The sequence below is a fragment of the Candidatus Avelusimicrobium sp. genome (genome assembly GCF_050873505.1).
Taxonomy (GTDB): Bacteria; Elusimicrobiota; Elusimicrobia; order Elusimicrobiales; family Elusimicrobiaceae; genus Avelusimicrobium.
In genome coordinates, this window is record NZ_JBNMIY010000002.1 from 1 (window position 1) to 25,922 (window position 25,922).

24 protein-coding genes and 1 pseudogene are annotated in these 25,922 nt (G+C 48.7%); 17 read left to right on the forward strand and 8 right to left on the reverse strand.

The genetic code is table 11. The annotated features are described in order from the left end of the window. Window positions 1–1,079: 1,079 nt before the first annotated feature. Window positions 1,080–1,796 carry a hypothetical protein gene (locus ACR0QV_RS01020; protein WP_432634152.1) on the reverse strand — a complete coding sequence of 239 codons (717 nt, stop codon included), beginning with the start codon at window positions 1,794–1,796 and terminating at the stop codon, window positions 1,080–1,082. 574 nt (window positions 1,797–2,370) lie between these two features. On the opposite strand from ACR0QV_RS01020, the pseudogene ACR0QV_RS01025 reads away from it, so the two are divergent. The 3 genes and pseudogenes from ACR0QV_RS01025 to ACR0QV_RS01035 form a co-directional block, all read left to right on the forward strand. Continuing rightward, window positions 2,371–2,454 (forward strand): annotated as a pseudogene (locus ACR0QV_RS01025) (TIGR04076 family protein); the annotation flags it as partial. Between the two features lie 218 nt (window positions 2,455–2,672). Continuing rightward, window positions 2,673–3,686: an A/G-specific adenine glycosylase gene (mutY, locus tag ACR0QV_RS01030; protein WP_432634153.1), complete on the forward strand. Its 1,014-nt coding sequence runs from the start codon at window positions 2,673–2,675 to the stop codon at window positions 3,684–3,686. A gap of 113 nt (window positions 3,687–3,799) precedes the next feature. Further along, a complete protein-coding gene (locus ACR0QV_RS01035) occupies window positions 3,800–4,618 on the forward strand; it encodes a type IV pilin protein (protein WP_432634154.1) in 819 nt (272 codons plus the stop codon). Between the two features lie 66 nt (window positions 4,619–4,684). On the opposite strand, the gene ACR0QV_RS01040 is transcribed toward ACR0QV_RS01035, so the two are convergent. The 4 genes from ACR0QV_RS01040 to ACR0QV_RS01055 all read right to left on the reverse strand — a co-directional run bounded on the left by ACR0QV_RS01040 (window position 4,685) and on the right by ACR0QV_RS01055 (window position 7,555). Next, entirely contained in the window at window positions 4,685–5,920 is a 1,236-nt protein-coding gene (locus tag ACR0QV_RS01040; RefSeq protein ID WP_432634155.1) for an OmpP1/FadL family transporter, read from the reverse strand. Between the two features lie 79 nt (window positions 5,921–5,999). After that, window positions 6,000–6,659 (reverse strand): tetratricopeptide repeat protein, encoded by a 660-nt coding sequence (locus ACR0QV_RS01045; protein ID WP_432634156.1) that lies wholly within the window; start codon window positions 6,657–6,659, stop codon window positions 6,000–6,002. A gap of 38 nt (window positions 6,660–6,697) precedes the next feature. Further along, window positions 6,698–7,213 (reverse strand): deoxycytidylate deaminase, encoded by a 516-nt coding sequence (locus ACR0QV_RS01050; protein WP_428060666.1) that lies wholly within the window; start codon window positions 7,211–7,213, stop codon window positions 6,698–6,700. A gap of 9 nt (window positions 7,214–7,222) precedes the next feature. Further along, window positions 7,223–7,555 (reverse strand): DMT family protein, encoded by a 333-nt coding sequence (locus tag ACR0QV_RS01055; RefSeq protein WP_428053365.1) that lies wholly within the window; start codon window positions 7,553–7,555, stop codon window positions 7,223–7,225. Window positions 7,556–7,696: 141 nt separating this feature from the next. Between ACR0QV_RS01055 and ACR0QV_RS01060 the strand changes: the two genes are divergently transcribed. From ACR0QV_RS01060 to ACR0QV_RS01080, 5 genes are all read left to right on the forward strand, one after another. Next, window positions 7,697–9,070, forward strand: a complete 1,374-nt coding sequence (locus ACR0QV_RS01060; protein WP_432634157.1) for a TolC family protein — start codon at window positions 7,697–7,699, stop codon at window positions 9,068–9,070. Between the two features lie 3 nt (window positions 9,071–9,073). Next, window positions 9,074–10,318, forward strand: coding sequence for an efflux RND transporter periplasmic adaptor subunit (locus tag ACR0QV_RS01065; RefSeq protein WP_432634158.1), 1,245 nt, complete (start codon window positions 9,074–9,076; stop codon window positions 10,316–10,318). A gap of 9 nt (window positions 10,319–10,327) precedes the next feature. Continuing rightward, window positions 10,328–11,014, forward strand: a complete 687-nt coding sequence (locus ACR0QV_RS01070) for an ABC transporter ATP-binding protein (protein WP_432634159.1) — start codon at window positions 10,328–10,330, stop codon at window positions 11,012–11,014. 1 nt (window position 11,015) lies between these two features. After that, on the forward strand, window positions 11,016–12,242 hold the full coding sequence (locus tag ACR0QV_RS01075; RefSeq protein ID WP_432634160.1) for an ABC transporter permease: 1,227 nt from the start codon (window positions 11,016–11,018) through the stop codon (window positions 12,240–12,242). A gap of 1,135 nt (window positions 12,243–13,377) precedes the next feature. After that, a complete protein-coding gene (locus tag ACR0QV_RS01080) occupies window positions 13,378–13,890 on the forward strand; it encodes a type IV pilin protein (protein WP_432634161.1) in 513 nt (170 codons plus the stop codon). A gap of 51 nt (window positions 13,891–13,941) precedes the next feature. On the opposite strand, the gene ACR0QV_RS01085 is transcribed toward ACR0QV_RS01080, so the two are convergent. Beyond that, window positions 13,942–16,485, reverse strand: a complete 2,544-nt coding sequence (locus ACR0QV_RS01085; RefSeq protein WP_432634162.1) for an MFS transporter — start codon at window positions 16,483–16,485, stop codon at window positions 13,942–13,944. A 362-nt stretch (window positions 16,486–16,847) separates the two neighbouring features. Between ACR0QV_RS01085 and ACR0QV_RS01090 the strand changes: the two genes are divergently transcribed. From ACR0QV_RS01090 to ACR0QV_RS01115, 6 genes are all read left to right on the forward strand, one after another. Then, window positions 16,848–17,435: an RNA polymerase sigma factor gene (locus tag ACR0QV_RS01090; protein WP_432634163.1), complete on the forward strand. Its 588-nt coding sequence runs from the start codon at window positions 16,848–16,850 to the stop codon at window positions 17,433–17,435. Further along, the gene (locus tag ACR0QV_RS01095) at window positions 17,432–17,839 is read left to right on the forward strand and encodes an anti-sigma factor family protein (protein WP_432634164.1); all 408 of its coding nucleotides are present in this window, start codon (window positions 17,432–17,434) and stop codon (window positions 17,837–17,839) included. The genes ACR0QV_RS01090 and ACR0QV_RS01095 overlap by 4 nt, the downstream gene beginning before the upstream one ends. Before the next feature lie 15 nt (window positions 17,840–17,854). Beyond that, window positions 17,855–18,460 (forward strand): hypothetical protein, encoded by a 606-nt coding sequence (locus tag ACR0QV_RS01100; RefSeq protein WP_432634165.1) that lies wholly within the window; start codon window positions 17,855–17,857, stop codon window positions 18,458–18,460. 91 nt (window positions 18,461–18,551) lie between these two features. After that, window positions 18,552–18,944: a CidA/LrgA family protein gene (locus tag ACR0QV_RS01105; protein ID WP_432634166.1), complete on the forward strand. Its 393-nt coding sequence runs from the start codon at window positions 18,552–18,554 to the stop codon at window positions 18,942–18,944. Window position 18,945: 1 nt separating this feature from the next. Then, window positions 18,946–19,629, forward strand: coding sequence for an LrgB family protein (locus ACR0QV_RS01110; protein WP_432634167.1), 684 nt, complete (start codon window positions 18,946–18,948; stop codon window positions 19,627–19,629). A gap of 60 nt (window positions 19,630–19,689) precedes the next feature. Further along, the gene (locus ACR0QV_RS01115) at window positions 19,690–20,004 is read left to right on the forward strand and encodes a thioredoxin family protein (RefSeq protein ID WP_432634168.1); all 315 of its coding nucleotides are present in this window, start codon (window positions 19,690–19,692) and stop codon (window positions 20,002–20,004) included. A 37-nt stretch (window positions 20,005–20,041) separates the two neighbouring features. Here the strand turns inward: ACR0QV_RS01115 and ACR0QV_RS01120 are convergent, their stop codons facing one another. After that, window positions 20,042–21,274 carry a competence/damage-inducible protein A gene (locus tag ACR0QV_RS01120; RefSeq protein ID WP_432634169.1) on the reverse strand — a complete coding sequence of 411 codons (1,233 nt, stop codon included), beginning with the start codon at window positions 21,272–21,274 and terminating at the stop codon, window positions 20,042–20,044. 87 nt (window positions 21,275–21,361) lie between these two features. Here ACR0QV_RS01120 and ACR0QV_RS01125 point away from each other — a divergent pair, with 87 nt between their 5' ends. Both ACR0QV_RS01125 and ACR0QV_RS01130 read left to right on the forward strand, forming a co-directional pair. Next, complete coding sequence (locus ACR0QV_RS01125) at window positions 21,362–22,684, forward strand: Na+/H+ antiporter NhaC family protein (protein ID WP_432634170.1); 1,323 nt, start codon at window positions 21,362–21,364, stop codon at window positions 22,682–22,684. 110 nt (window positions 22,685–22,794) lie between these two features. After that, complete coding sequence (locus tag ACR0QV_RS01130; RefSeq protein ID WP_432634171.1) at window positions 22,795–23,799, forward strand: hypothetical protein; 1,005 nt, start codon at window positions 22,795–22,797, stop codon at window positions 23,797–23,799. A 457-nt stretch (window positions 23,800–24,256) separates the two neighbouring features. Here ACR0QV_RS01130 and ACR0QV_RS01135 read toward each other — a convergent pair whose 3' ends face one another. Continuing rightward, window positions 24,257–24,568, reverse strand: a complete 312-nt coding sequence (locus tag ACR0QV_RS01135; protein ID WP_432634172.1) for a hypothetical protein — start codon at window positions 24,566–24,568, stop codon at window positions 24,257–24,259. Between the two features lie 111 nt (window positions 24,569–24,679). Here ACR0QV_RS01135 and rmuC point away from each other — a divergent pair, with 111 nt between their 5' ends. Next, window positions 24,680–25,921 (forward strand): DNA recombination protein RmuC, encoded by a 1,242-nt coding sequence (gene rmuC / locus ACR0QV_RS01140; RefSeq protein WP_432634173.1) that lies wholly within the window; start codon window positions 24,680–24,682, stop codon window positions 25,919–25,921. The last annotated feature ends 1 nt before the right edge of the window (window position 25,922 follow it).

Sequence of the window (25,922 nt, forward strand, 5' to 3'; positions counted from 1 at the left end):
GCCCAGCCCAGCCCAGCCCAGCCTACTTCTCTTTTCTGTGATGTTCATTTATTTGAAATTTTAAAATGCGCTAAAACGCTCTATTTCAAAAATGGGGATATATAGATACCCCTAAAAACGAAATAGAGCGTATTTTTAAAAATACTTAAAATTTAAGCATTTTTTATTTTATATCAAAAAATGCTTGCAGCGTATTAAACCAGCCCCTGCAGTTTTGCTTTTACCCCATATCCCAGGTACCCCAAAATCGTTTTAGGGCATTTTTCAAAAATAGGTCAAAAATTGCCTAAAAGTTAAAAAATATAAAATCAACAAAAAACATCTATTTTTTACTGTTTTAAAAAGAGGTGGGGAAAAGGGGCCAAAAATGCTTTTTTCATAAATTTTTACTTGCCAAAAAGCGCGCAAGTGAGACTGTTTTTAAGATTCAAAATAAACGTTCAAAATGGGCTTTCTGTAAGCAAAAATATAGCAGATTTTTTACCGCGAATCTGACGGGTTTTCTGCTAGAAAACAATATCTAAAATAAACATTAGTTTACTATGAAAAACATTTAAAATAAAAGAATAAATCAATATGATTTAATAAAAAGTATAGGTATTTATTTTTGGAATTTTTCTAGGTTTTAATTAACATAATAAAAATTATCGTTAGTTATGTGGACCGGACAAATAGCCCCCCAAAAGCAAAAAGGTGGCCTGGTTTTATGCCAAGTTTTTGGAATTGTTTATCCACAATTTTGCCGCGTCAGATGTGAATAAATAAGAAGCGTTTGCAAGCAAAGTAAGTGTGAAAAATCTGATAATATTTACTAGAATTTTGATTTTATGCAGGTTTGAGCGTAAGAATATTAAAAAATGAGTAAGAAAAAGTATCAAAAATAAAAAATACTTAAAATATAAGTATTTTTAAAATTACGATAATTTTTATTAGCAAAAATAAGAGTAAAATTGCGTAACAACGCGAAAAGGATGATTCTGAAAACACTTATAAAAAAGCCTTTATTTTCCCCTAGGTTTAGAGAAAATAAAGGCGGTTATTCCTTATAAAATATATAAAAAGCAAAATTGTGTTCGTTTTTACAATAATTCCCGGGCTAGTTTTTCAGCCAAAACAAAGGCTTTTGCAAACCCCTCATTAGTTAAACGGTAGGTGCGGGAACGTTTCGCCCCCTCGCTTTCCAAGTGTCCGTTGCGGATTTCCGGGGTTAAAATACGGTCAAGACGGCCTTCATCAAAGCCGGATTTCCGCATAGATTGGGACAAGTTCAAGGCGGAATAGGTAGGCTTTTTTAATAAAACACGCGCCCCCGCCACCAGCAGAGACGCCGCCTCCGCGGCATTTAAACGCATTTTGCGGCGCAAAACCACTATTTCCCCTTCCTCTTTCAGTAATTGCTCCCACAGCCGTACTGGGGCCGTTATTTCCGCGTTTCCTCTATTTTGTGGCATATTTGGGGTGGTATTACTGCTGCGCAGAGCGGGCGGGATCGCAGATAGGGGCGGAATCGGCGCCGGTTGTGGTGTCTGGGGTTCCGTAAAAGCCAAGGTGGGCTTGGTGCTAGGTACTGGTCGGGGCTGGATTGGGGCAGAACGCACCTCATCGGAAAGCGGATAGGTTGGGCGTTTGCGGGGGGCGGGCCTATCGGAAACTGGCGCAGTAGCCCCCTTTCCTATTAAGGCTAGGAAATAATTGCGCTGCTGCTCTATAAATTCCCGGCTTCCCTCGGCTTCAAACTCCTCTCCACCCGGAAAGCGGAAGCGTATTTTTAAGTTTTTTTCGGATTCGTCCGTCATAGTTGTCCCCACCCTGCCATAAAGTTATCCACCGGAGTTATCCTCTGGATATGACATATAATAAATAATTTATTGACATATGTCAAGAGTTTTATTTTTATGTCAATTATATGACAAATCTTGTGTATAACCCCTATTATACGACGAGAAAACAGGTAAAAATACACATTTAAAAGCCTGATTTTGCCTTTGTTTCCCCCAAAAATATCCTATATTTTGTCTTTTTAAAATCTAAAAAATCTAATATATGTCTTGGACTTAACTTTTTTATAAACAGGTGAATTAAAAACAGCAGGTATTCTGCTCCTCTTTTTTGTAAAATAATCCCCTCGTTTGCTTGGGTAAAAAGACAAAAAATCACTTTTTAAAAATCAAAATCACATAAAAATTTGCGCTGCGTTCACTTTCAACAACGAAAATGCCGTTTTAAAAAATCTGGCAAAAACAGACTGAAAATTGTGCTTTTAAAAATATAAAAACAAATAGACAAAAAAGCGGATTTTGCAAAATTGCCAGTAAATTTAAAAAATATAAAAATGCAAAATTGGTATCAAATTTGCAAAAACAAAATAATATGAAAAAATGGTATGCGGAAGAATATTCCTTTGAAATGGAAGTAACAGGTTTCCTGCGCGGAAATAAAACGGAGCGGTATTGCTTTTATGCAATTTTCCCCATTCCTGGGCTAACCCAAATAATCGGATATTTTATCCAACCCCGCGTTTCCTTTTATATATAGCCCCCCCTCACTGGGCGGCCCCCAAATAACCGGGCGTTTCAGCCAGCACTGCCAGCCTACCACTATCAAACCCCGGCGGCCCTAAATCCCCCGCAAATATTCGCGCGCGCCCCCTCTTAAAATTCTACAATCTATATATGAGCACTTTCTCCGCACTTTTGCTAACCTGGTATCAGCAAAACAAGCGTGATTTGCCTTGGCGGCACACGCGGAACCCGTATTTGATTTGGCTTTCCGAAATCATCTTGCAGCAAACCCGCGTGGCGCAGGGCCTTTCCTATTATATGCGCTTTGCGGAGCGCTTTCCAAACCCCGCCGCGCTGGCCGAAGCCGACGAGGACGAAGTGCTGAAATATTGGCAGGGCTTGGGTTACTATTCCCGCGCGCGGAATTTGCACGCGGCCGCCAAAAGTATGCACGGTGTTTTCCCCACCACTTATGAGGGCGTTCGCGCCCTGAAAGGCGTGGGCGATTATACCGCCGCCGCGATTTGTTCGTTTGCCTACAAAATGCCTTATGCGGTGCTGGACGGAAATGTCTATCGCGTGCTTTCGCGCGTGTTTGAAATCAAAACGCCGATAGATTCCCTCGCTGGCAAGAAGGAGTTTTCCGCGCTGGCCCAAAAGTTGCTTGATAAAACCCACCCGGACGATTACAACCAGGCCATAATGGACTTCGGCGCGACAGTTTGCACGCCCGCCTCCCCCCAATGCCTGCTTTGCCCGCTGGCGGAGCAATGTCAGGCCCACTTGCACGGACAGGTGGAAAAATTCCCCGTAAAACAGCAAAAGACCAAAATTTCCGCGCGGTATTTCCACTATATATATGTAGTGCAGGGCGAAGATACTTGGCTGCATAAGCGCGGGGCGGGCGACATTTGGCAAAATTTGTACGAGCCCCCTCTGCTGGAAACCGCCGCCAAGGCGGACCCGCTACCCAAGACCGCTTGGCTCAAAAAGCCCGTGCTGTTGGCGTCGCCCGTCAAGCACATTCTTTCCCACCGTGTGATTTATGCGGATTTGCGGAAGGTTACGCTTCCCCCCTCTTTCTCCGTGCCTGCCGAATTTATCCGCGTGCCTGTGATAGACGTAAAAAAATACGCGGTGTCCCGCTTGGTACAAAAACTGCTGGAAAAAGCCGGCCTGTTGTAATTTTTGTTGAAAAAATCCTGTTTGTTGGCTTGCCTACTTTAAAAGGGCTTGACTCGTTTTTTTTTTTGATAAATTTTGAGTTGTAGCAAAATTTATCAAAAATGGTGGGTATAATGAAAAACGCGAATACGAGCCGATTAGGCCACTTATTAAGAGGGTGGAATACTTTGTCATCCCCGAGGAACTGCTGGTGCGGAGCGTTTGGGGAACTGGTGTTATCTTTGTTGTCATTCCGGGGCCCGCATACGAGCGGGAACCCGGAATCCAGAAATAAAACAAAGAGTTTCTCTAATAAACAGACTGGATCCCAGGTCCACGCCTGGGATGACAACGACAACAACGGATCCCGTATAAAGACACTACGGGATGACGGCTTAACTACGCACTCCTGCACGCCTAATGTTTTTTACACTACTGCCCGCGGTTTTACTTTAATAGAACTGTTGGTTGTTGTGCTAATCATTGGTATATTGGCCTCGGTGGCTGTGCCGCAATATAAAGTGGCAGTTGGAAAGGCCCGGTATCAAAAAATAATGATGACGTTACGCCCATTAAAGACGGCCTTGGAAGCCTATTATTTGGCTAATGGGGAATACCCGCCCGATACCTTGGACGGGGTGGATATAGATATTGCGGGGTGTTCCCCCAAGGGGAACGACCAACAGAAATGCGACGGCTTTTCTATTGATTATAATGGTGGGCGGCCCTATGCTTCCAAGGGGTACGACGATATTGAAGTAAATGAAAAAAATTTGAACCTGCGGTGCATTATTAACCTGGAACACTCCCCCAAACTTCCGGGGAAAACGGTTTGTTGGGCAAGCAGTATTTATGCTCCTAACTATAAATTAATTAAAAGTTTGGGTGGAGAGCAAACCACGGTGGCTATACACGAGATGTCTTCCTCTAACGGGTGGTATATAATGCCGTAATCCGCCTCTTATAAACAACAAACCCGCCCGAAGAGGGCGGGTTTTTTAACGGGTACAACAATACTGCTAGAATTTATAGCCAACGGTTAAGCCGTACATATCGCTTCTGCCGTCGGTGTATTTCATCGGTAAACTTTGCAGTTGTTCCGATCTGCCACTCAAACTGCGGGCAAAAACGTGCGAGTAGGACAAGTCCACGCTCCAAGTATCATTATGATAGCCCGCACCCACGCTGGCGATGTGGCGGTCATCCACCGGCACGAGGGTATCCATTTCGTGCTTGTTAATAGGCGATTTATCAAATACATAACCTGCGCGGACGGCCCAATTTGGGTTCAAATTATATTCTGCCCCAAAATTTAAGCGGTATGTATCTTGGTATTTTTTCTGGTTGCGGATAACCGGGCTGGATTCGCTGTCTTTATATTGGATAAGAATTTGGTCGTATGCGCTCCAAAAGGTGCCCACGATACCGGCTTCCAAAATCAAATCTTCCGTCGGGCGGAATGAAACACCCGCCGTTAAACTATCGGGCAAGGTAATAGCCCCTTCGGCATCTGCGCCGTGGATGTTAATAGCATTAATGGTGTTACCGTTAGCATCAATGCGGCCGTTAAGTTTTTGTTTTACTTTGGTGCGGTACATAGCGCCCAAGGACCACTTTTCGGCCCACTCGGGGCGGTAGATAAAGGAGAAGTTTCCCCCCCAACTTACGCCCGAACCGCTGATTTCGTATTGGGAATTGGTGCTTCCGTACAGGGCCCCCAAGTTAAAATAGGAGTTTTGGGTAAAACCGATTACCATTGCTTCCAAGCCCATAGCCACGGAAAATTCGTCATTGGCTTTTACGGCAATCGTCGGCGTGAAGGAAAAGGTTTCCAATTTTACTTTATAGGCCAAGTTGCTTCCCAGCCACGTTTCAACGGGGTCATCATATTCCCCACCCAAACCATAGCGGGAGAATCCGCCTAAACCGACGGACACTTGGTCGCTCCATTTTTGGGTAATGTAAAAATTGGGCAAATACCAAATATCTCTTTTCAGGCCACGTTCTTGCCCGGCCACGGTGGTTTTTGCATTAGCGGTTACGACGGTAAGCCCCAGTTGGGCTTGGGTGCCGTCCAGTTCGGTGATGAGCGCGGGGTTCACCGCCAAAGAGGCAGGCTCTGCCTTGTTGGCTACCGTGGCGCCGCCCATTGCGGTACTGCGTGCGCTGTATTCATACAAACCAAATCCGGCTCCGTAAGAAAAATCGGCCAGCAGGACGGATAACATCAGTACGGCTGATAACTTTTTTAACATACATCTCCTTGTTTTACGGGTTTCCCCGAGTTACACAAAAAAACCCCGCCGGATAGTATCGGCGGGGTATGCGGCAAAACTATTTCTGCAATTCTTTAATTTTATCCTTGGCTACGCTGCCAAAATAGGTTTTGGCGTAGTTTTCCACCAAGTGTTTATAAGCCTCTAACGCTTCGGTTTTGTTGCCGGCCAGTTCTTGGCTAAGGGCCAAGGTAAAATAGGCTTGCGGCAAGGCGAAACTCTTCGGGTTTTGCTTGATAAATTTCGTCATTTCTTCGGCGGAGGCCTTGTAATCTTTGGCGGCTTGCAGGCTGGAAGCCAACGAGAGCGAAGCCACCGTGTAAATGGTTTCGTTGGTGGAACCCGTCAGCGGTTTATATACATCGGCCGCTTGGGCAAAGTTTTCGCTGGCGTAGAGCACATCGCCTTTAAAAAGTTGGGCATACTCGGCGGCGTCCGAACCCGGAAAATCCGCATTGAGCACGTCAATCTGTTTAAAGCCTTCCTCTTGGTTTCCGCCCAGCACCTGTACTTGTGCGGTATAATACGCCGCCCAAGATTTTTCAGTTACGTTTTTAACGTGCGTGCTGTACGCATAACCGATAACGGCGGCCAACACCAAAATACCGATGGCCGTCAAAACGCCCTTTTTGTTTTGTTTTAAAAAATCCAGGGCGGAAATAAGCGACGACAAAATAAAATCTTTTTCTTCAACCGGAGCAGTAATTTTTTTAGTCATATCTTTATTATAGTAAATATCGGGCCGGAACCGAAAGCCTACGGGTTGGCGGCGATATCCTCCTCTGTAAGTTGGCGGCACTCAATGCCGTTGCGCGACAGGAAATAAATGCCTTCCTGGCTGCGGTCGTACTGGTTTTTGTAGAACACCTTTTTAATGCCTGCGCTGACAATTACCTTGGCACAATGCACACACGGGGACCAAGTAACATATACCGAGGAGCCCTGCGTGGCAATGCCGTTTTTAGCGGCAAAAGAAATGGCGTTTTGCTCGGCGTGGAGTTCGTTTTCAATGGACCATTTGCCGTGCAAATCGTAGAAGGTGCGGCTGGCAACAAAATCAATAAAAGTAGGGAATTTGTCCCGGTAATGGGCTTCGTAAACGGCGCGGAAGTTTTCCTCGCAATGCCGCTGCCCGGTGGGAGTACCGTTAAACCCCATACTGATTACGCGGTTATCTTTTACCAATACCGCGCCTACCTGCAAACGGCAGCAGGTGGACTGATCGGCCACCAGTTCCGCCATTTTAATAAACAGCCGGTGTTTGTTTTTCATAGGGCTATCTTACCATTTTTTAAATACAAAAAATACCGCCGCCACCAAGCACAAAAAGCCAACGAGGTGGTTCCACTTAAAACTTTCTTTAAAGTACACCGCCGAAAACCCCGCAAACACGGCCAGCGTGATGACCTCTTGCATTACCTTTAATTGGGTAACCGAAAAGTAATTGCTGCCGATGCGGTTTGCCGGCACTTGCAGGCAGTATTCAAAAAACGCAATTCCCCAACTGGCTAAAATAACCAGCCAAAGGGCTTTGTTTTTAAATTTTAAATGTCCGTACCAAGCCATTGTCATAAACAGGTTGGAGGCGCAAAGCAAAAGAATAGGTTTCCACATATACCTTATATATATTATCATAAAAGGGTTTATTTTGGGGGACCGAAAATAAATGCAATAAAATGTGGCCTTTTGGTGTTTTACAAATAGCGGCGGGGAGTTTGCCGCCTAACTATACAAGGGAATTTATATAATATAAGTATGAAATATTCTCGTTATTTGCTTCTTTTTGCCTGCTTTATGGGTGGCGCCTTGGCGCACGGGGCCGTTATTACGCCCGTGGAAAATTCCGCCGGCCCGGCGACGCAGGACCCTGTCAAAAATACCACCCCGGCTATCACGCCGCGCGGGGCGGACGGAAAGCCCCTGCCGGATATTACCCGGGAACTTACGCTGGATGACTGTATCCAACTGGCGCTTGCCAACAGCCCCAAGGCCGTGGCGGCGCAGTTGCAGTTGCAAAATGCCGAAGTGGATTTGAATTTGGCCAAGGCCGAATTTTTGCCCACGGCTTCCGTCGGCGCGAGCCAAGGCTACAATGTGCAAAAGGTGGGGTCTTCCCCCCGCACGGACCACGGCGACACCAATGTATATGCGCAGGCCAGTTTGTCTATCAGCGGGGTTACGGACATCGCCCGTAACATTAAAACGCAAAAGTTAGTGGTGGAACAGGGAAAACTCAACTTGGAAAGCGTAAAAAACGATTTAATCCGCACCGTTAAAAAGAATTATTATGCGCTCCTCTCTGCTTCGCGCGCGGTAGAAATCCGCACTAAATCGCGCGATTTGTATAAGGACCAGTACGAACGCGCCGAAGCCTATTACAAATTGGGCTTGCGCCCCAAGGTGGATGTTACGACTGCGGAAGTAAATTTAAATAACGAGGAATTAAGTTTAATCCGCGCGAAGAACCTGGTCAAAACCGCCTCGGCCGATTTGGCGAACTCGCTCGGTATTACGGTGCCGGACGTATTAAAGGTGGCGGATATTTCTTCCTTTGATAAGTTTACCAAGACGTTTGACGAAGCCGTCCAAACGGCCTACGCTAACCGCCCGGATGTGGAATCCGCCCGCACGGACGTGCGTATCAGCCAGATTAAACTAAACCAAGCCAAAGCGGGCTTCTTCCCCACCTTCTCCTTTTCGGCGGGCTATACCAAAAGCGGCGACGATTTTTATTTGGATAACGAGGATACCAAACTCTTGGCCGCGGTGGAGTGGCCCATTTTCAACGCCTTTAAGACGTATAACGGCGTGAAACAGGCCAAAATTTCGCTGGAAAATACGTTAAACGATAACCGCAGTTTGCTTAATAACGTATTTTTGGAAGTGCAAAGTGCGTATATCAAAATGCAGGAAGCGGCGGAAAGTATCCCGATAGCGGAGTTAAATGTGGAAAAGGCCAAGGAAAACCTGGACCTTGCCCAAGGCCGCTATAACGAAGGCATTGGCGATGTGATTGAACTCAAAGATGCCGAGGTGGCTTATACGGATGCAGAACTGAGCCTGCTGACCTCCCGCTACGATTATGCGTCTGCGGTGGCGGATTTAAACCAAGCAATGGGGACGAACTGATTTATGAAAAAAGAAAATATTTTTAAACGGATGATAAAAGGGTTTTGGCACCTTTCGTGGTGGAAAAAACTCCTTATTTTGGCGGTGATTATTGCCGCCGTGTGGGCGGTAAAGGCGTATTTCTTTGCCGCGCCGCCTGCCCCGCTGTTTAGAACGGCGGAAGTGAAAAAGGGCGACATTGTGGATATTGTGGAAGCCTCCGGCCCGATTAACCCCGTGAACACGACGGAAGTCGGCGCGTTGGTTTCCGGCGAAATCTTAAAGATTTATGTGGATTACAACAGCCAAGTAAAGAAAGGCGATTTAATGGCCGTAATTGACCAGACCCAAATTTTGGCTTCGCTGGCCGAGGCCAAGGCGCGCCTGTCGTCCGCCAAGGAAAGTTTGGCGTCGGCCGAAGTTTCCTACCGCTTGGCTAAAAAGAACTACGAGCGTTATTCCGCCTTGTATAAAAAGGACTATGTTTCCAAGGTAAATTTAGAGGAATACGAACTGGCCTTTGTAAACGCTAAAAGCAATTTAAACTCCGCGCAGGCGCAGGTGGTGCAGGCGCAGTCCAACCTGGAAACGGCGGAAAAGGATTTGTCTAATACGAAAATCGTCTCCCCCATTGACGGTATGGTCCTTACGCGCAAGGTAAGTGAGGGGCAGACCATTACTGCCGGGTTCTCCACGCCGGAACTGTTTGTAGTGGCGCAGGATTTAACCAAAATGCAGATTGAAGCCAAGGTGTCCGAGGCCGATATCGTAAAAATCCAGCCCGGGCAAACGGCTGATTTTACGCTGGACGGCTATATGGGCGAAACCTTCCACGGTACGGTCCGCCAAGTGCGTACCAACTATGTGGATAGTTCCAGTTCTTCTTCGTCGTCTTCCTCATCCAGCACCACCTATACGGTGGTCATTGATGTGGACAACAGCGATTTGCGCTTAAAACCCGGTATGACGGCTACCCTCACTATCCGCACGACGGATAAAAAGGGCGTGTTGATTGTGCCGAACGAAGCCTTGCGTTTCTCCCCCTCCACGAACACGCAAACGTACGAAAATACGGGCGTGTGGAAAATGGAACCCGGGAAAGAGTTGGAACGCGTGGACGTGAAAATCGGTATTATTGCCACTAAAAATACCGAAATTACCGAGGGCGATATTAAAGAGGGCGACCTCGTGGTCGTGGGCGAAAATGATTTGAAGGCTTCCGGTTCTACGGATAGTATGCGCCCGCCCCGCCCCGGCAGACGCCGCTAGGAGCCGCTTATGCCGCTGATTGATACGCAGAATTTGTACAAAATTTACAAACTGGGCGATGTGGAAGTCCGCGCGCTTAACGGCGTGAGCGTGTCCATAGAAAAAGGCGAGTTTGTGGCCGTAATGGGCCCGTCCGGCTCGGGCAAGTCAACCTTTATGAATATTTTGGGTTGCTTGGATAAGCCGACGAGCGGTAAGTATATTTTGGACGGCATAGACGTAACGGCTACGGATTTATCCAAACTCGCCGGGGTGCGCAACCATAAGATTGGCTTTGTGTTTCAGGGCTTTAACCTAATTAAGCGTACCACCGCCGTGGAAAATGTGGAATTGCCGATGATTTACAACCATACGCCCGCCCACTTGCGGCGCGAAAAGGCCTTGGCGGCTTTAAAGGCCGTAGGGCTTGAAAAGCGTGCGTTCCACCTGCCGAACCAACTTTCGGGCGGCCAGCAGCAGCGCGTGGCGATTGCTCGTAGTTTAGTGTGCGATGCGCCGATTATCTTTGCCGACGAGCCGACGGGGAACCTGGATACCAAAATGAGTATTGAGGTAATGGATTTATTTACGCGCCTTAATAAAGAAATGGGCAAAACCATTATTTTAATCACGCACGAGCCGGACATTGCCGAGTTTGCCTCGCGCCTGATTAAATTTAAAGACGGCGAAAAAATAAGCGACGAGGTTCAAAAATAATATGTGGGATTCCTTCTACTCTATTTTTAAGATTTCGCTCAAAGCGATTTTTGCCAATAAAATGCGCGCCGCGCTGACGAGTTTGGGTATTGTTATCGGCGTGTCGGCGGTTATTACGATGTTGGCCGTCGGCTCCGGGGCGCAAAAGAGCGTGTCGGACAGTGTTTCCCGCTTCGGCACCAATATTTTGTTTTTGCGCCAACCTTGGGATTTGGACGAGAGCATTTCTTCCCCCAAGGATGTAACAATGGACGATGTACTCGCTATCCGCGAAGTACCCGGCGTGGCCGCCGCCGCCCCCTACATCAGCACGGGCTTTGACGTAAAATACCGCAATACCAGCGTGTCCTTGGACGTGCTGGCTACGGACACCGATATCTTTAAAACATACGATTGGCCGATAGAATCGGGCCGCCAGTTTACCGAAAAGGAAATTTCGGAATATGCGCAGGTAATGGTTATCGGCGCGTCCGCCGCCAAGACGATTTTCAGCGATGTGGACCCGTTAAATAAAGTAGTGGTGTTGGATAACATCCCCTTTAAGGTAGTTGGCGTGGTGCAGAAAACGGGCCAAAGCGGGATGGGCTTTGATATGGACGAAGGCGCCCTCATCCCCTATACTACGGGCAAGGTAAAAATGAACGCCGGGTGGAACAGTTCCAACCGCCGCGCCTTGGACCGTGTGGTTATTAAAGTGGCCGATTTTAACACCATTGAAAATACCAAGGTGGACATCCAAAACGCCGTGCGCAACACACACCGTATTCATCCGCTTGGAAAGGACGATTTCCAGTTGGACGATTTCGCCTCGTTTATTGAGCAAGCCAAAACAATGGGTAAAACAATGAGTTTGCTCTTGGGGGCGATTGGCGCGGTGTCCCTGATTGTGGGCGGTATTGGCGTAATGAACATTATGCTGGTGTCCGTTACCGAGCGCACGCGCGAAATCGGTATCCGTATGGCGATTGGCGCCACCAGTTGGGATATTTGTATGCAATTTTTGGTGGAATCGGTTACGCTTTCTTGCATTGGCGGGCTGATAGGCATTATCGTTGGCGTTGGAATAACGCTACTCGTGGCGGCGAACTCGTCTATCCCGGCGGACCTGAACCTTTCTGCGGTGCTTTTGGCCGTAGGCTTTTCCGCGGCGACGGGCGTTTTCTTTGGGTTTTACCCCGCCTATAAGGCCTCTAAACTTACGCCGATTGATGCGCTGCGCTATGAGTAAATACCTTACTTTTTGTACCGACAAAAAGTAACAAAAAACTCGCCGCCCAAAGCGTTATAAAAAACAGGCTTGAACGGATATTTTGATAACTCGCCCCTAACGGGCTCAAACAAATCAAAATATTTTCCCGTTCAAGCCGTTTTTTATGGGCAACGCACGGGCGGCCTTAACAGCAAACAGCGTAACGACAACGGCGTAACGGCAACGGCGTAACGGCAACGGCGTAACGGCAACGGCGTAACGGCAACGGCGTAACGGCAACGGCGTAACGGCAACGGCGAACGGCAACAATATAAGCGGAAACCTTCCTTATTTCTGTGTCGTCATCCCGTAGTGTTTTTATACGGGATCTGTCGTTGCCGTTTTATTGCAAAAAGAGCGTGTTTCCTAATCAGAAGTGCGCGACATAGCAGAAATAGTGTTGCTCAATTAATCGTCCCCTAGCGCATAGAGTGGCGGCCTGCAAGGTGCCGCCCGCAGGGTGCCGTCATCCCGTAGTGTTTTTATACGGGATCCGTCGTTGCCGTTTTATTGCAAAAAGAGCGTGTTTCCTAATCAGAAGTGCGCGACATAGCAGAAATAGTGTTGCTCAATTAATCGTTCCCTAGCGCATAGAGTGGCGGCCTGCAAGGTGCCGCCCGCTAGGGTGCCGTCATCCCGTAAGGTTTTTATACGGGATCTCTTTGTTGGGCCGTGTCGTCATCCTGGAAAGTCGTAGTCCAGGATCTGTCGTTGCCGTTTCGTTAGTTGACAACATTACAAAAAGAGTTTTGTCGTTGCCGTTTTATTGCAAAAAGAGAGCGCCTCTAATCAGAAGTGCGCGACATAGCAGAAATAGTGTTGCTCAATTAATCGTTTCCTAGTGCATAAGTGGCGGCCTGCTAAGGTTGCGGCCCGCAGGGTGCCGTCATCCCGTAGTGTTTTTATACGGGATCTGTCGTTGCCGTTTTATTGCAAAAAGAGTGTTCCTCTAATCAAAAGCGCGCGACATAGCAGAAACAGTGTCGCCCCATTAATCGTTTCCTAGTGCATAAGTGGCGGCCCGCTAGGGTGCGGCGCGCCAGCGTGCGGCCCACAGGGTTGCTATTTGGATAAAGTTGTATTATACTTTAACAGTAGTCTTTTAGGAGGTCTTATGAATAAAGGTTTTACGCTTATTGAGTTGTTGGTTGTGGTGTTAATTATAGGCATCTTGTCAGCGGTGGCGTTGCCGCAGTACGACAAGGCGGTTATGAAATCCCGTATGTCCGCGGCTATCCCCATAGCCAAGAGTATTAAAGAAAATCTTACAATGTTCCATTTGTCTAATGGGCGTTATCCCACTTCGTCCGAATTTGCGGATATAGTGGATTTTGGAGATAAGAACTGTAACTCTTCGGGCTCTTGCCGCATTGGCAATTATTTAGTTGCTTATAGTACAACTCCTCTTGTCGGGGTAATTTATTCTCCGGGAACGGGCCTTACAGCCACCACCCAAACGGAAAGAATAGGGGCCGGAGTTGTAACGGGTGTTTCTACGAATAATATTCCCGCGCTTGCCTGTGTAGCGGGTGGCACAAAGGCAACCCAAATATGCAAAACCTATCCAAGTGCCAGCTACGGTTGGGGTGGTAGCGTGGTGGGTAGTGTAAGTTTTTACAAACTGTAACTTCTTCCGTTAAAAACCCCCTTGGAAATTTCCAAGGGGGTTTTTACTTGCCTATTTTTTGAAATAGTTTGCTATTTTTTTGAGCCAATTCGGCGCGGTCCTTTTTCCAACATTAACGCCTGCTTTGGCTTGGTTTCTTTCCAATTTATGGAAGAGCCCCGCCGACAGTAACGCTAATACGGACGGTACGCCGATTAAAGCCGCCGTCGTGGCCCCTGCGGTGGAGAAAATCCCCGCATCCATTAAGTTTTGCGCCAAATTGCTGAAAAGCACCGGGCCCAAGGCGCAAGAAACAGCACTCGCCACGATGAGCGAAATCACGCGGTCCTGCGTGTGCGTATTTTTAGCCGTGCGGGCAAAGGCCAGCGTAAACGCGGTGGAAATACCCGTCTCGGCCGCAAACAAGGCCGCCGTCAGCGCGTAGGCATCGTTTGCCAGCGGAAGCGCCGCAATTCCCCCCACCGCCGATAACAGAGTGGCAATGCTCATATTGTGTTTGGGGAACCATTTTAAAAAGTTCCCGGCCAAATAGCGCCCCAGCAAAAACGGTGCGGCAAACTGCGCAAGGCCAAAGAGATACTGTGAGGACGGGTCATCCGTCAGCCCCGGCAAGAGGAACAAAAATCCGTTACTAAAACAAGTTTCCACGGCGTTCATCGTAAATAACCCGGCCAGCAGCGCGGCCACGCCTTTTTCCTCTTTAAACAAGCGCACATAGGCGTTATTTTTAAGGGCGGCCAATTTGCCCACTTTTTCCCCGGTTTTCACTTCGGGCGCGGCTACCTGCGGCTTGGTGTTGGGGATTTTGGCAAAATTAAGCCCCAGCGCCGCGGCCGCCACCAAGGGAATCGGCATCGCAAACGTAAAACTCCAATCCATCCCCAAAAGTTTGGTGGCAATGAACGGGAACGCAAACGACGCGGCCATACCCATAGCGCGGCCCAGTTCGGTGTTTGCGCTTCTTTTTTGGCGGATGAGTTCGCTTTCACCCGCGCTGATTTCCGTCATCATCGGGCCGATAGCGTTGTGCACAAACACGCCGCCCGTGCTGGCCGCCATAATACAGCCCAAAATGGAATAAAAGTGCGCCATTGCATCCTGCCACGGCACGAAACTCCCGTTAAGCCCCAGCAGGGAGACCCCGGCGGTGAAACCCGCGCCCAAGAGTCCGAGCCCCACATTTAAAGAGGCCTTTCTGCCGATTTTTTCCTTTAACCAGTTGGAGAAAATCGCCCCCACGGAATACGGCAAGTAAGTGGCTACTGATACCAAAATGTTATCCTCTAACGACAGCCCGAAACTGGTGCCGAAGTTCGCAATAACCGGGGTGGCAACTTCCAGCCCCACCACAAAGGAGGACATATACAAACTGGCCCGCTGGACAAAGGTGGACGTTTGCGGCTGCGTGGGGAGCGCGGCGGGAGCCGCGGCTTTTTTAGCAAAAAGGTTTTTTACGCCGCCCACCAGTTTTTGGGCGGTTTTCCACAGCGCGGGAACAGGAAGCCCGCTATACAGGGCATTTTGATTATCCGTGTTTTGGCTGCGGCCTAAAAAACTGACAGAGGCGGTTTGTTGGGCGGCTTCGCGGCGGGCCTGTAAGGCTTTTTTGGCCCCGCGCTGAAAAGCGGTCAAACCGGGCGTTTGTGCGGCTTGAACCGGTGCGTCCGCTTGGGCAACGGCAATTGCCGGCGTTTGGAGGTCCAGCGCGGGCAAGTCCACCGGGTGGAAAGCAGGCGCAACATATTGGGCTTGGTCGGCGAGTGTTTGGGCCGTTTTGGGCGTTAAGGCCACATAATCGGCTACTGCCTGTTTGGCGGGATTAGCCGCTAAAAGGGTGATTTTCCCCGCGTTTTTAAGTTCGTAAGTGTCGTTTCCCGCTTGCGCGCTTACCGCCGGAACGGATAAACCAAGTTCTTGGGCGTATTCCACCGCACCTGCAACGGCTTGCGCGGTTTTTACCTCTTTTATAAAGGTAGCAAAAGCGTCATAGGCTTTTAATTTAAGTAAGGCTTTGGCCACGACACTAGCCGCTAACGGCTCTGCCGGGGTGTTAGCGGCACGGCGGTAAAAAGAGGTTAAAAGGCCCGCGTCTTTTTGGGTGCCGAACACCCCAAGGGCCGCCGCATCCGAAAGAGCGTCTTGTGCGGCATCAGCGGAAAATTTGCCTAAATCGGCGCGCCAAAATTCAACCGCTTGCGCCATTTGCTCTTTGGAAGTTGGAAAGCCCAGGGCGGTTTCTACAAATTCTGTCCGCAGTAAGGCGGCGCGTTCGGCCGCTTGCGGATAGGCCAAAATGCGGGTAGGCAGATCCTGTAAGTATCCGGCCTGCACGCGCTGGCGGATTTGCGGGGCGGTTAAAGTTTGGGCCAAGCGGGCTTGCGTATTTAAACGGGTAAGCGTGGAGCCCAGTTTGGCGGAGTTCACGACCGCGGCGGAGGGAACCTTTACGGAAAAAGAGGACGCCGGTACCGTTACTTTTACTTTTGCGGCAGTACGGAAGCCTTTGGCCCCCTTTAAGGGTACTTGCGCATAGGCCGATACCGTGTTTAAGGCGATTAAGGTGATACTAAGCAGCGATGCGATAACTTTTTTCATTGTCTTTCTTTTTCCTCTTTTTTTATAAATAAAAAAACCCGCTCTTTTTAAAAGTGCGGGTTTGTAATAAAAAATAAAAATATACTATTTTACACAAACTCCGCTCCATCTCTTACGCATAATAAACATTTCCGCGCTAATGTGGTTTAGCACGGACGGTTTATTAATAGACATAGTGGAGCAAGAGTTAAAAATCATTACTTTTTTATCCTTTAAAAAAACGACCTTTTTATTTTAGCAATTTTTTAAAAATTTGTGCAACATTTTTTTATAATCCTTTTTTCTATTCCTAAAAGAACACCTTTTTTTGTACAGTAGTAATATTAGTGCAATAAAAAACAAGCCTTGGGGGTTATAGTAATATGGAAGCCAATTTAGCGCAGCGCACGGATGATGAACTCGTCAGCCTGTTTCAGGCGGGCTCGGGCGCGGCGTTTGAAACCTTGGTCTTGCGCTATAAAAACCCGCTTTACCAATACATTATGGGTATGGTGCAGGACGAGGGCGCGGCGGGCGATTTGTTCCAAGAGGTGTTTATCTCGTTTTTTAAGCACGCGGATAAATACGAGGCGCGCGGGAAGTTTAAGTCTTGGCTGTTTTTAACGGCGCGTAACAAAGTGCTGAACTTTTTTAGGGACAGCGACAAATTAACCTCGCTGGACCAAACAGATGAGGAAGGAAACGCCTTCTTGCACGATACCCTGCCGGACGGCGAACGCCCGTTATTAGACGGACTTGCCGGGCAGGAAACGCTGGAACAAATCCGCCGGGCTACGCTAATGCTTCCGCCCCGTCAGCGGGAAATGGTGTATTTAAGGCAATATATGTCTTTTAAAGAAATTTCGCAACTGTTGGGCCGTCCCTTGGGCACGGTACTGGCCGATTGCCACCGGGCGGTAAAAAAATTACAGCAGTTGCTGGCAGAACATACGGAAGAGGTGAATTTATGAACGATATTTGCGAAAAGGCTGTTTTGTACGCCGCCGGGGAGTTACCCGCGGACGAAAAGGCCGCTTTTGAAACGCACCTTAACACGTGTGCTTCCTGCCGCGCGGAAGTTGCCCTGTTAAACAAAACGCAGGAGGCATTAAATCCCCCCGCCGCTCCCGGTGCGCTGGTGGATAATTTGTTTGCCAAAACAACGCGCAAAAAAGCACCCTTTTGGGCCGTGTGGAAGACGGCCTTGGCGGGGACGGCTGTATTGGGGGTAGGAATTGTATTCTTACTGGCCGCCCTGCACCCGGACAGAGCCGCCTTTGACACTACGGAAGTTGTAGCGTATATGAGCGAGCATTTGGACGAAGACTACCAAAACTTTTCAAGCGATTTGGAATTGTTTGAAGAGGACTTTTAAATGGGAGGAAGGAATATGAAGAAATTGCTGTTAGTTTCTCTTTTAGCGGCGTTGTGCGCTCCGGCCTTTGCCGAGGGTGCCTCCTGCCCGTGCCAAGACGGCGCCGAAAATTGCCGTTGCAAGGCGGCCAAGGAAGCCCGTGTGAAACCGGGCCCGCGCCACGAGGGCAAAGATGCGCGCAAGGACGAGTTTAAAAAGGCCCGCAAGGAACACAAGGCCAAAATGCGCGCCACCGAAGAAAAAGCCGAAAAACTGGTGGAAGAGTACAAAAAATTAAAGGCTGGCAAAAAGAAAGACGCCAAAAAAGCCGAAATTGCCGCCTTTGTAGCCTCTATCCGCGAGGAACAACTGAAATTTAAAGAAGAACAGTTGGCTAAATTCAAGGACCGCTTGGCCCGTATGGAAGAAGGGCTTGCCCGCCAAAAATCGGACGAAGACAAACAAGCGTGGGTGGAACAGAAGACCAACGCCTTGATTGAAGACGACGGCGATTTGGACGCGCTGTTTGACGAACGCGAAATGGGGCCTGCACCCAAAGACCGCCCGATGAAAGGGCCGAAAGGCGCACCCGAAGGCGGCGAGAAAGGGCAATTACCTCCTCCGCCTCCCGAAGCCAAATAACTTATCAAAAGGAAAACTCCCCGGGAAACCACTCCCGGGGTTTTTTATCAATTCTGTGCATCCTCTTATTTTGCTAAAATATATATATTATATGAATATTCGTACCCGCGTTTTGCGCTTGCTTTTGGGAACGGCTGTGCTCGTTCTCGTGTTTGAATTTTCCTCTTGGTTTATCCGCCTGACTGGGCTCCATTTTCCCCCGCCGCTTTTGGGGGTGGTGGTGCTGTGCTTACTGCTCAAAGCCAAAATTTGCCCGCCCGCCTTGGTGCAGGACATTTGCGAACTGTTGCTAAAACATATGACGCTCTTTTTTATCCCGCTTACGGTGGGGATTATGGTTTATGGCAGAGCGATTTCCCAAAATTTAACGCCTATTTTGGCGGCGGTGTTTTTGGGCACATTTATCAGTATGGTTTTGACGGCTCTACTCATAGAAAACACCATAAAACTGATTAAATGGCGCCGTTTAAAGAGGACCAAATAATATGTGGGGCTTTTTATTAACGGTAGCCGTGTATATCGGGTGCAAAAAAATCACGCAAAAGCGGTGGCTGAGTAAAGTGCCGGTTATTTTGCTTGCCGCCGGGATTTTAATTGCGTTTATTCTGGTGTGCCACACCTCGTACGAAAGTTACAACGAATCCGCGTGCTGGATTACCTGGATTTTGGGCCCGGCGACGGTGGCCTTTGCGTGGCCGCTGAGCCAAAACCTTTCTGTTTTAAAGCGCAACAAACGCGCGGTATATGGCGGGCTTTTGTTTTCCTGCCTGTGCACCATAGGGCTTACTTATTTGCTGGGGCGGTTCTTCCACGCCGAAAACCCGGTTATTTTTTCAATGCTTCCCAAATCCGTTACCACACCGGCGGCGGTGGAAATTTCCAAGGACTTGGGCGGCATCCCCGAACTGACCGCTTGCCTGGTGGTTTTAACGGGCCTTTTGGGCGGGCTTACCGCGCACGGGCTTTTTAAATTTCTCCACATCCGCAGCCACGCCGCTATTGGCGTTTCCATTGGTGCTACAAGCCACGTTTTGGGCACCAGCAAATGCGCCGAAAAACATAAGGAAAAGCAAATGGTTTTAAGCACATTGGCGCTTATTATTATGGCGCTTCTTACTGCGCTGGCGGCCCCGCACGTGGTGGCTTTGCTTGAAAAACTTTGCAACTAACCCTTTTCTGCGCGCGACAATTATCCCCAAACAAACTATACTCCCCTTATAGGGGGATATATGACGATACTAACAGACCAGACGTTTGACCAAGCGTACGAAGCGCACAACAAGGCCGAAATGGTGGAATTTTTTGCCACTTGGTGCCCGCATTGCAAAAAAATGGAGCCCGTGGTGGCAAAACTTGCCCAAGAATACGCGGGCAAAATCAGCATTTTGACGGTGGATGTGGACCAAGCACCGCTGGCCAGCCGGAAATTTAGCATTTCGGGCGTGCCTACTTTCCTGTTTGTAAAAAACGGCAAGGTGGCGGAAAGTTTGGCGGGCGAATACAGCGAGGGCGAACTGAAAGAGCAGTTAAACGCACTTTTATAAGAAAAAACCGGGTTCCTGTAAGAACCCGGTTTTTAGTTTACTTCTTTTCAATTTCTTCCAACAAAAGTTGCAGGGCCTTTACAGAGGCTTTGCCGATGTTGCGCTCGCGCGTGTGTGCAAATAAAAACTTATGCGCGTGCGCCCCTTTGGGCCCGGCCACGCCAATCCACACCGTGCCGACAGGCTTTTCCTTGGTTCCGCCGTCCGGCCCGGCTATACCCGTGGTGGAAACGGCATAATCTGCCCCGGTTATTTTCCGCACGCCTTGGGCCATTTGCAGGGCGACGGGCTCGCTGACGGCCCCGTATTTTTGCAAATCATCCGCGCTTACGCCTAAAACGTGGTTTTTTACCTCGTTAGCGTATGATACCACCCCGCCTAAAAAATAGGCCGACGAGCCGGGAACTGCCGTAATCAAATGGGCGATGTTCCCCCCCGTGCAACTTTCCGCACACGCCACTGTAACGCCGCTTTGGCGCAGGCGGCGGGCAAAGTCTTCCTCGGCAGAACTGTTATCCGCCACCGTAAAGGTAAGGCCGTTAAGCGACTTTAAAAGCGCTTCAAAAAAATCGTCCAACTTTTCTACCGCTTGGCCCTTGGCGGTTACGCGCAGGCGGATAAACCCCGTAGAGGGTAAATAGGCTAGCCCAATTCCCGCGGGTAAAGTATCCTCGTAAGCGGCTAATTTCATCGCCAGGTCCGATTCCGGGATATTAAATACCGTTACCATACGGTAGCGCAGTAAACCGTCCTTAAATTTGGCCTTTAAGCGCGGCAAAACCTCCGCCGGAAACAGATATTCCGTTTCAAACGGCACACCGGGCAGAGAGACTAACACTTTGTCCCCCTTTTCAAACCACATCCCGCTGGCCGTACCCTTTAAATTGCGTAGCGGCGTACAACTTTTGGGCAAAACCGCTTGGGATTTGTTGTATTCGTTCATCCGTCCGGGGCGGACGGCAAACATTTCTTCCAGCCACGCATAGGCCTGTTGGTTAAATTCAAGCGTCGTGCCAAAGTATTCCGCCAGCACCTTTTTGGTTAAATCGTCCTTGGTCGGTCCTAACCCCCCCGTTACCAGCACGATGTCCGCGCAGGAAAAACCTTCCTCTACCGCGCGTAAAATTTCGGTGCGTTCGTCGGCCACGGACAGCATTTTAACTGTTTCCGCGCCGATTTCGGCCAAGCCCCGCGCCAAATAGCGGGAATTGGTGTCTAAAATCTGGCCGAGAAGAATCTCGTCCCCAATGGTAATAATAGCGGCTTTCATAACTTTATTGTATGATTTTCGGCCGAAAAGATACAGAGGGCCCATATTTTATACAATATATAATTGCGGGCTTACCGCAAGATACTTATGAAAACCGAAAAAAACACCATTATCCCTAATGCCTGGGCGTTAGTACCCTTGGGCGTATTTTTAATCGCTTATTTGGCCGTCTCCGTGGTGGCGGGCGATTTTTACAAAATGCCGATTACCGTGGCGTTTGTATTGTCCTCTATTGTAGCCGTTTGGATGAGCAAGGGCGGCACGTTGCATAACCGCATTGAACTGTTCTGCAAGGGCGCGGCCAATGCCAACATTATGCTAATGGTAATGATTTTTATTTTGGCGGGAGCCTTTGCCCAAACCGCCAAGGCAATGGGCGCGGTGGACGCTACGGTAAATTTGACGCTTTCCATTTTGCCCGGCAATGTGCTGGCGGCTGGGATTTTTCTGGCGGCTTGCGTGATTTCCGTTTCCGTGGGAACCTCGGTCGGCACGATTGTAGCCCTTACGCCCGTGGCGGCGGGGTTATCCGCCCAAACGGGGTTGCCGCTCTCCCTTATGGCGGCGGTGGTAGTGGGCGGCGCGATGTTTGGCGATAACTTATCCTTTATTTCCGACACTACCATTGTAGCCACCCGCACGCAGGGGTGCAAAATGGCCGACAAATTCCGCACCAATTTTGCTATTGTAATGCCCTTTGCTATTTTGACGACGGTCATCTATATTTTAATGGGCAGCGGCGTGCAGAACGCCTTTACGCCCGGTGAAATTTCGTGGGTAAAGGTATTGCCGTATTTTATAGTATTGGCGGCGGCGATAATGGGCGTAAACGTAATGGTGGTGCTGTTGGGCGGTACGGTTTTGTGCGGGCTTATCGGAATTTTGACGGGCTCCTTTAATATTTGGGGCTGGACGACCGCTATGGGCAACGGCATTACGGGTATGGGCGAACTGATTATTGTTACCATTTTGGCGGGCGGTATGCTGGAAATGATTCGCTATAATGGCGGTTTGGCTTGGATTATCCAAAAAATGACCGCTAAACTCCACACCCGCCGCGGGGCGGAAGTGAGCATTGCGGGCGTGATTAGTTTTGCAAACCTCTGCACCGCTAACAATACGATTGCCCTTATTATGGCGGGGCCGATTGCTAAGGAAATTGCGGGGCGCTTTAACATTGCCCCCAACCGCGCGGCGAGTTTATTGGATATTTTTTCCTGCTTTGTGCAGGGTATTATTCCCTATGGGGCGCAACTGCTGATGGCGGCCAGTTTGACGGGTGTTTCCCCGGTTAGCATTATGAAATATCTGTATTATCCGTATTTGCTTGGGATTGGGGCGTTACTTGCCATTTGGTTGCGCTATCCGCGCAAGCACGCTATGGGCCCGCAACCCGATTTACAAGCGTAACTATGATAGCCCCGGGTGCATTTTGCCTGGGGCTTTTTGGTGGAAATTTGGCTTGATTTTTAGGAGTTTGTACAATATACTATCATAAGTCTATGTAAAAGGGGTTTTGTATGATGAAAAACTTACTTTTGGCAGGGGTACTTTTTTTAACGCTTCCCGCGAGTGCGGAAGTGATTTCGGCGGTGTCTTATAACCCGTCGCGTATGGGCGATTACGTCTATTTAAAGGTAGCCGATAAGGCCAATTTAAAGGGTGGTATTGAAAGTAATACAATGACAGTCCGCTCCGGCGGCACCGTTACGGCGAGTTCGCCCAATTTAAATTATGACGTTCCCGCCGTGGTGGGCGCTTCGGGCTCCACCTTGGATATGCCAAACACGGCTATCCACGGGAACGCGGCCAATACTTATAATAACTATCAGGCCGTAAATACAGGTACGCCTAGTGCACTCTTGAATAACGTCTATGTAAACGGCGGTACGACCACAGTTAAAAATGATTCTTATGTTTCCACCTTGGACGCCGTGAATAGACTTAAACAAAAAGCGGGTACTTTGCGCGCCAATAAATTATCTGTCAGTGGTTCCGAGGACGCAAGCCTTTACGACGGCGCGACGACGGACGGGTTTACCTTGGCGGGGAACGATATCCCGCAACCGACTTCTTCGCACGTCAATACGGGCTCTGCTTTAAGCAACTGTACTTTAAAATGGGAAGACCGCGTAACGAGCGATAACCAAAAGGTGAAACTCTTGGCCTTGGCAAACTGCGGGAACGGCAGTTCCACCGGAGACAACGGAAGCGGAAATGAATCTTGTATTTGGAGTAAGGGCAAATTGATAGGCTGTCAAATAAAAGAATCCACCTATTGCCAATTATTAGATAACGGTTTAAGCCAAGTTGAGATTATGGTATCTTCTACTTGTGGGGCGGACCGCTATGTGGTGGATTATTTGTCTGATTGCCCGACGGCTACGAGAGGAAAATCCTGCGTGGTACGGGAACAGCACAGTAACCGTATTGCCTGCACTAGCGGGACACCGGGTTCATCCAGTATGGTAACAATGTGTCAAGGCCTGGTATATACGGCCAGTTGTACGGCTTCTAAGTTTTAATAAAATTTGTGCAATACTAACACAACACCCCCGGGGCACTATATAAGAAATCCCCGGGGGTGCTTTATTGCCGTCATCCCGTAGTGTTGCTGTACGGGGTCTATTAATAGGTTTCAGAATTTACTGATTGTATAGTGGTTGTTATCTAAAAAGTCATACTGGAAAGTTTCTGTCCAGTATCTGTTGTTTTCCTCTTTTCTAATAACGACAGATCCTGGACTACGGCTTTCCAGGATGACGGCAACAACCACAACCCAAAAGGTAGATTCTGAAACAAGTTCAGAATGACCCCCAATTTTTATAACGGCTTTGTTGTATTGCTGCTTGTCGTCATCCCGTAGTGTCTTTATACGGGATCTCGTTGTTAGTGTTGTTGCCGTAACCCTACATTGCCACTTAAAACAAAACCCCAGGGAAATTCATATATCCCTGGGGTAAAAATAAACCAAAGCCTAAACTATTTGAGCAGTTCGGCCCAAGCGTCTTTTTCGGCTTGGAGTTGCTTTTTGGTTTCGTCAGCCTTTTGCTGTAATTTTTCCTTGGCCACATCCGCCGCGGTTTTGGAACCGCTGGCTACTTCGGCCGCCGTTTTGGCGTTTTGGTAGGATTGTTTGGCTTCCAACAGTTTTTGGCGGGTTTCAGCCGATTTTTGCAAGGCTTCGTCCAACGTCATCGTTTTGGTGGCGGTGGTGGAAGTGCTGGTGCCCGTGGAGGCGCAACCCACAGCCAATACCGCGGCTACAAAAGCGAGTAAAATAGTTTTTTTCATTGCATACTCCTTACTAATTGTTTCTTATATTTTATAAAACTTTCCCCCCGCCCGCGCAAGTGTTCCGTTTAAAATTGATACAATAAATCAAACACAAAAGGAGATTTTACTATGTATATTGTATTGGGTTTTGTGGCGGGAGTTTTGCTGGCCGGGTTATTTTTTGCGGCCCGGAATAACGGCGTACTAGCCAAGTTACGCGCCGAAAATGCCGATTTGCGGGTGGAAAACACCAAACTGACGGAAGAAAAAAATTCCGTCCGCCGGGAAAAAGAATTAGTAGAGGAGCATTTTAAATCCTTGGCGGCCACGTATAAGGCCCAATTTGCCGAACTGGCCTCCAAAATTTTGGACGATAAAGCCAAGGGGCTTGAAAGCAAAAATACCGAACTTTTACGCCCGTTATCCCAGCATTTGGACGATTTTGTCAAAAAGGTGGCCGATATGGAGCACCAAACCACCGCGGCGCAGGCCCGCCTGGAAAAGGGGCTAACCGATGTAATTAAATCCACCGAAAAAATTGACCAAAGCGCCGTCCATTTGACGAACGCCATTAAGGGTGAGGCTATTATGCGCGGGGCGTGGGGCGAGGAAGCCGTCAAACGTTTATTAGAGGTTGCCGGGTTAAAGGCCGGGGTGGATTATTTCCCGCAGGCGGCGGATAGCAATACAAATAAGCGCGTGGACTACAAAATAGCCCTGCCGGGCGGGCGGTGGCTAATGCTGGACGCCAAGACTATCTTTAACCATTACGCGGCCTATTTTAATGCGCAGGACCCCAAGGAAAAGGCCGCCTTGCTGGCGGAACACGTCAAAGATATAAAAAGTACGATTGCCAATTTAAGCAGTAAAAAATACCCCGCCTTGCAACAGGCGCAAAGCGAGCAAATCCAGCCGGACTATACCCTGATGTTCGTCTGCCCGGAAAGCGCGCTTTTAACAGCCGTAGAGGCCGCGCCCGAGATTTTGGACGAGGCGTGGAAACACAATATTGCGCTCGTGTCGGCTACGTCGCTGATGAGTACGCTGAAATTGGTGTCCAAATTATGGGATATTGACCGCCAACATACCTATATGGAAGGCTTTAAAGAGGATATTTTGAAGTTGGTGGAAAAATTTAACGAGTTTTTGGTCAATTTCGCCAAGGCCGAAGTGGCGGTAAACCAAGCGGCGGACAAGGTGCGTATCGCCCGCGCTCATATAGACGGCGACAACGGGGCCTTTTTGCCCGTGGCCCAGCGCATTGTGGACTTGTACGGCGTGCCGCTTACCGCCAAAAATGCAAAATTAATTAAATCTATGGGATATACCTACACCGGGGAAAAATCCGCCCCGCAAGAGCCCCAAAAGTAAC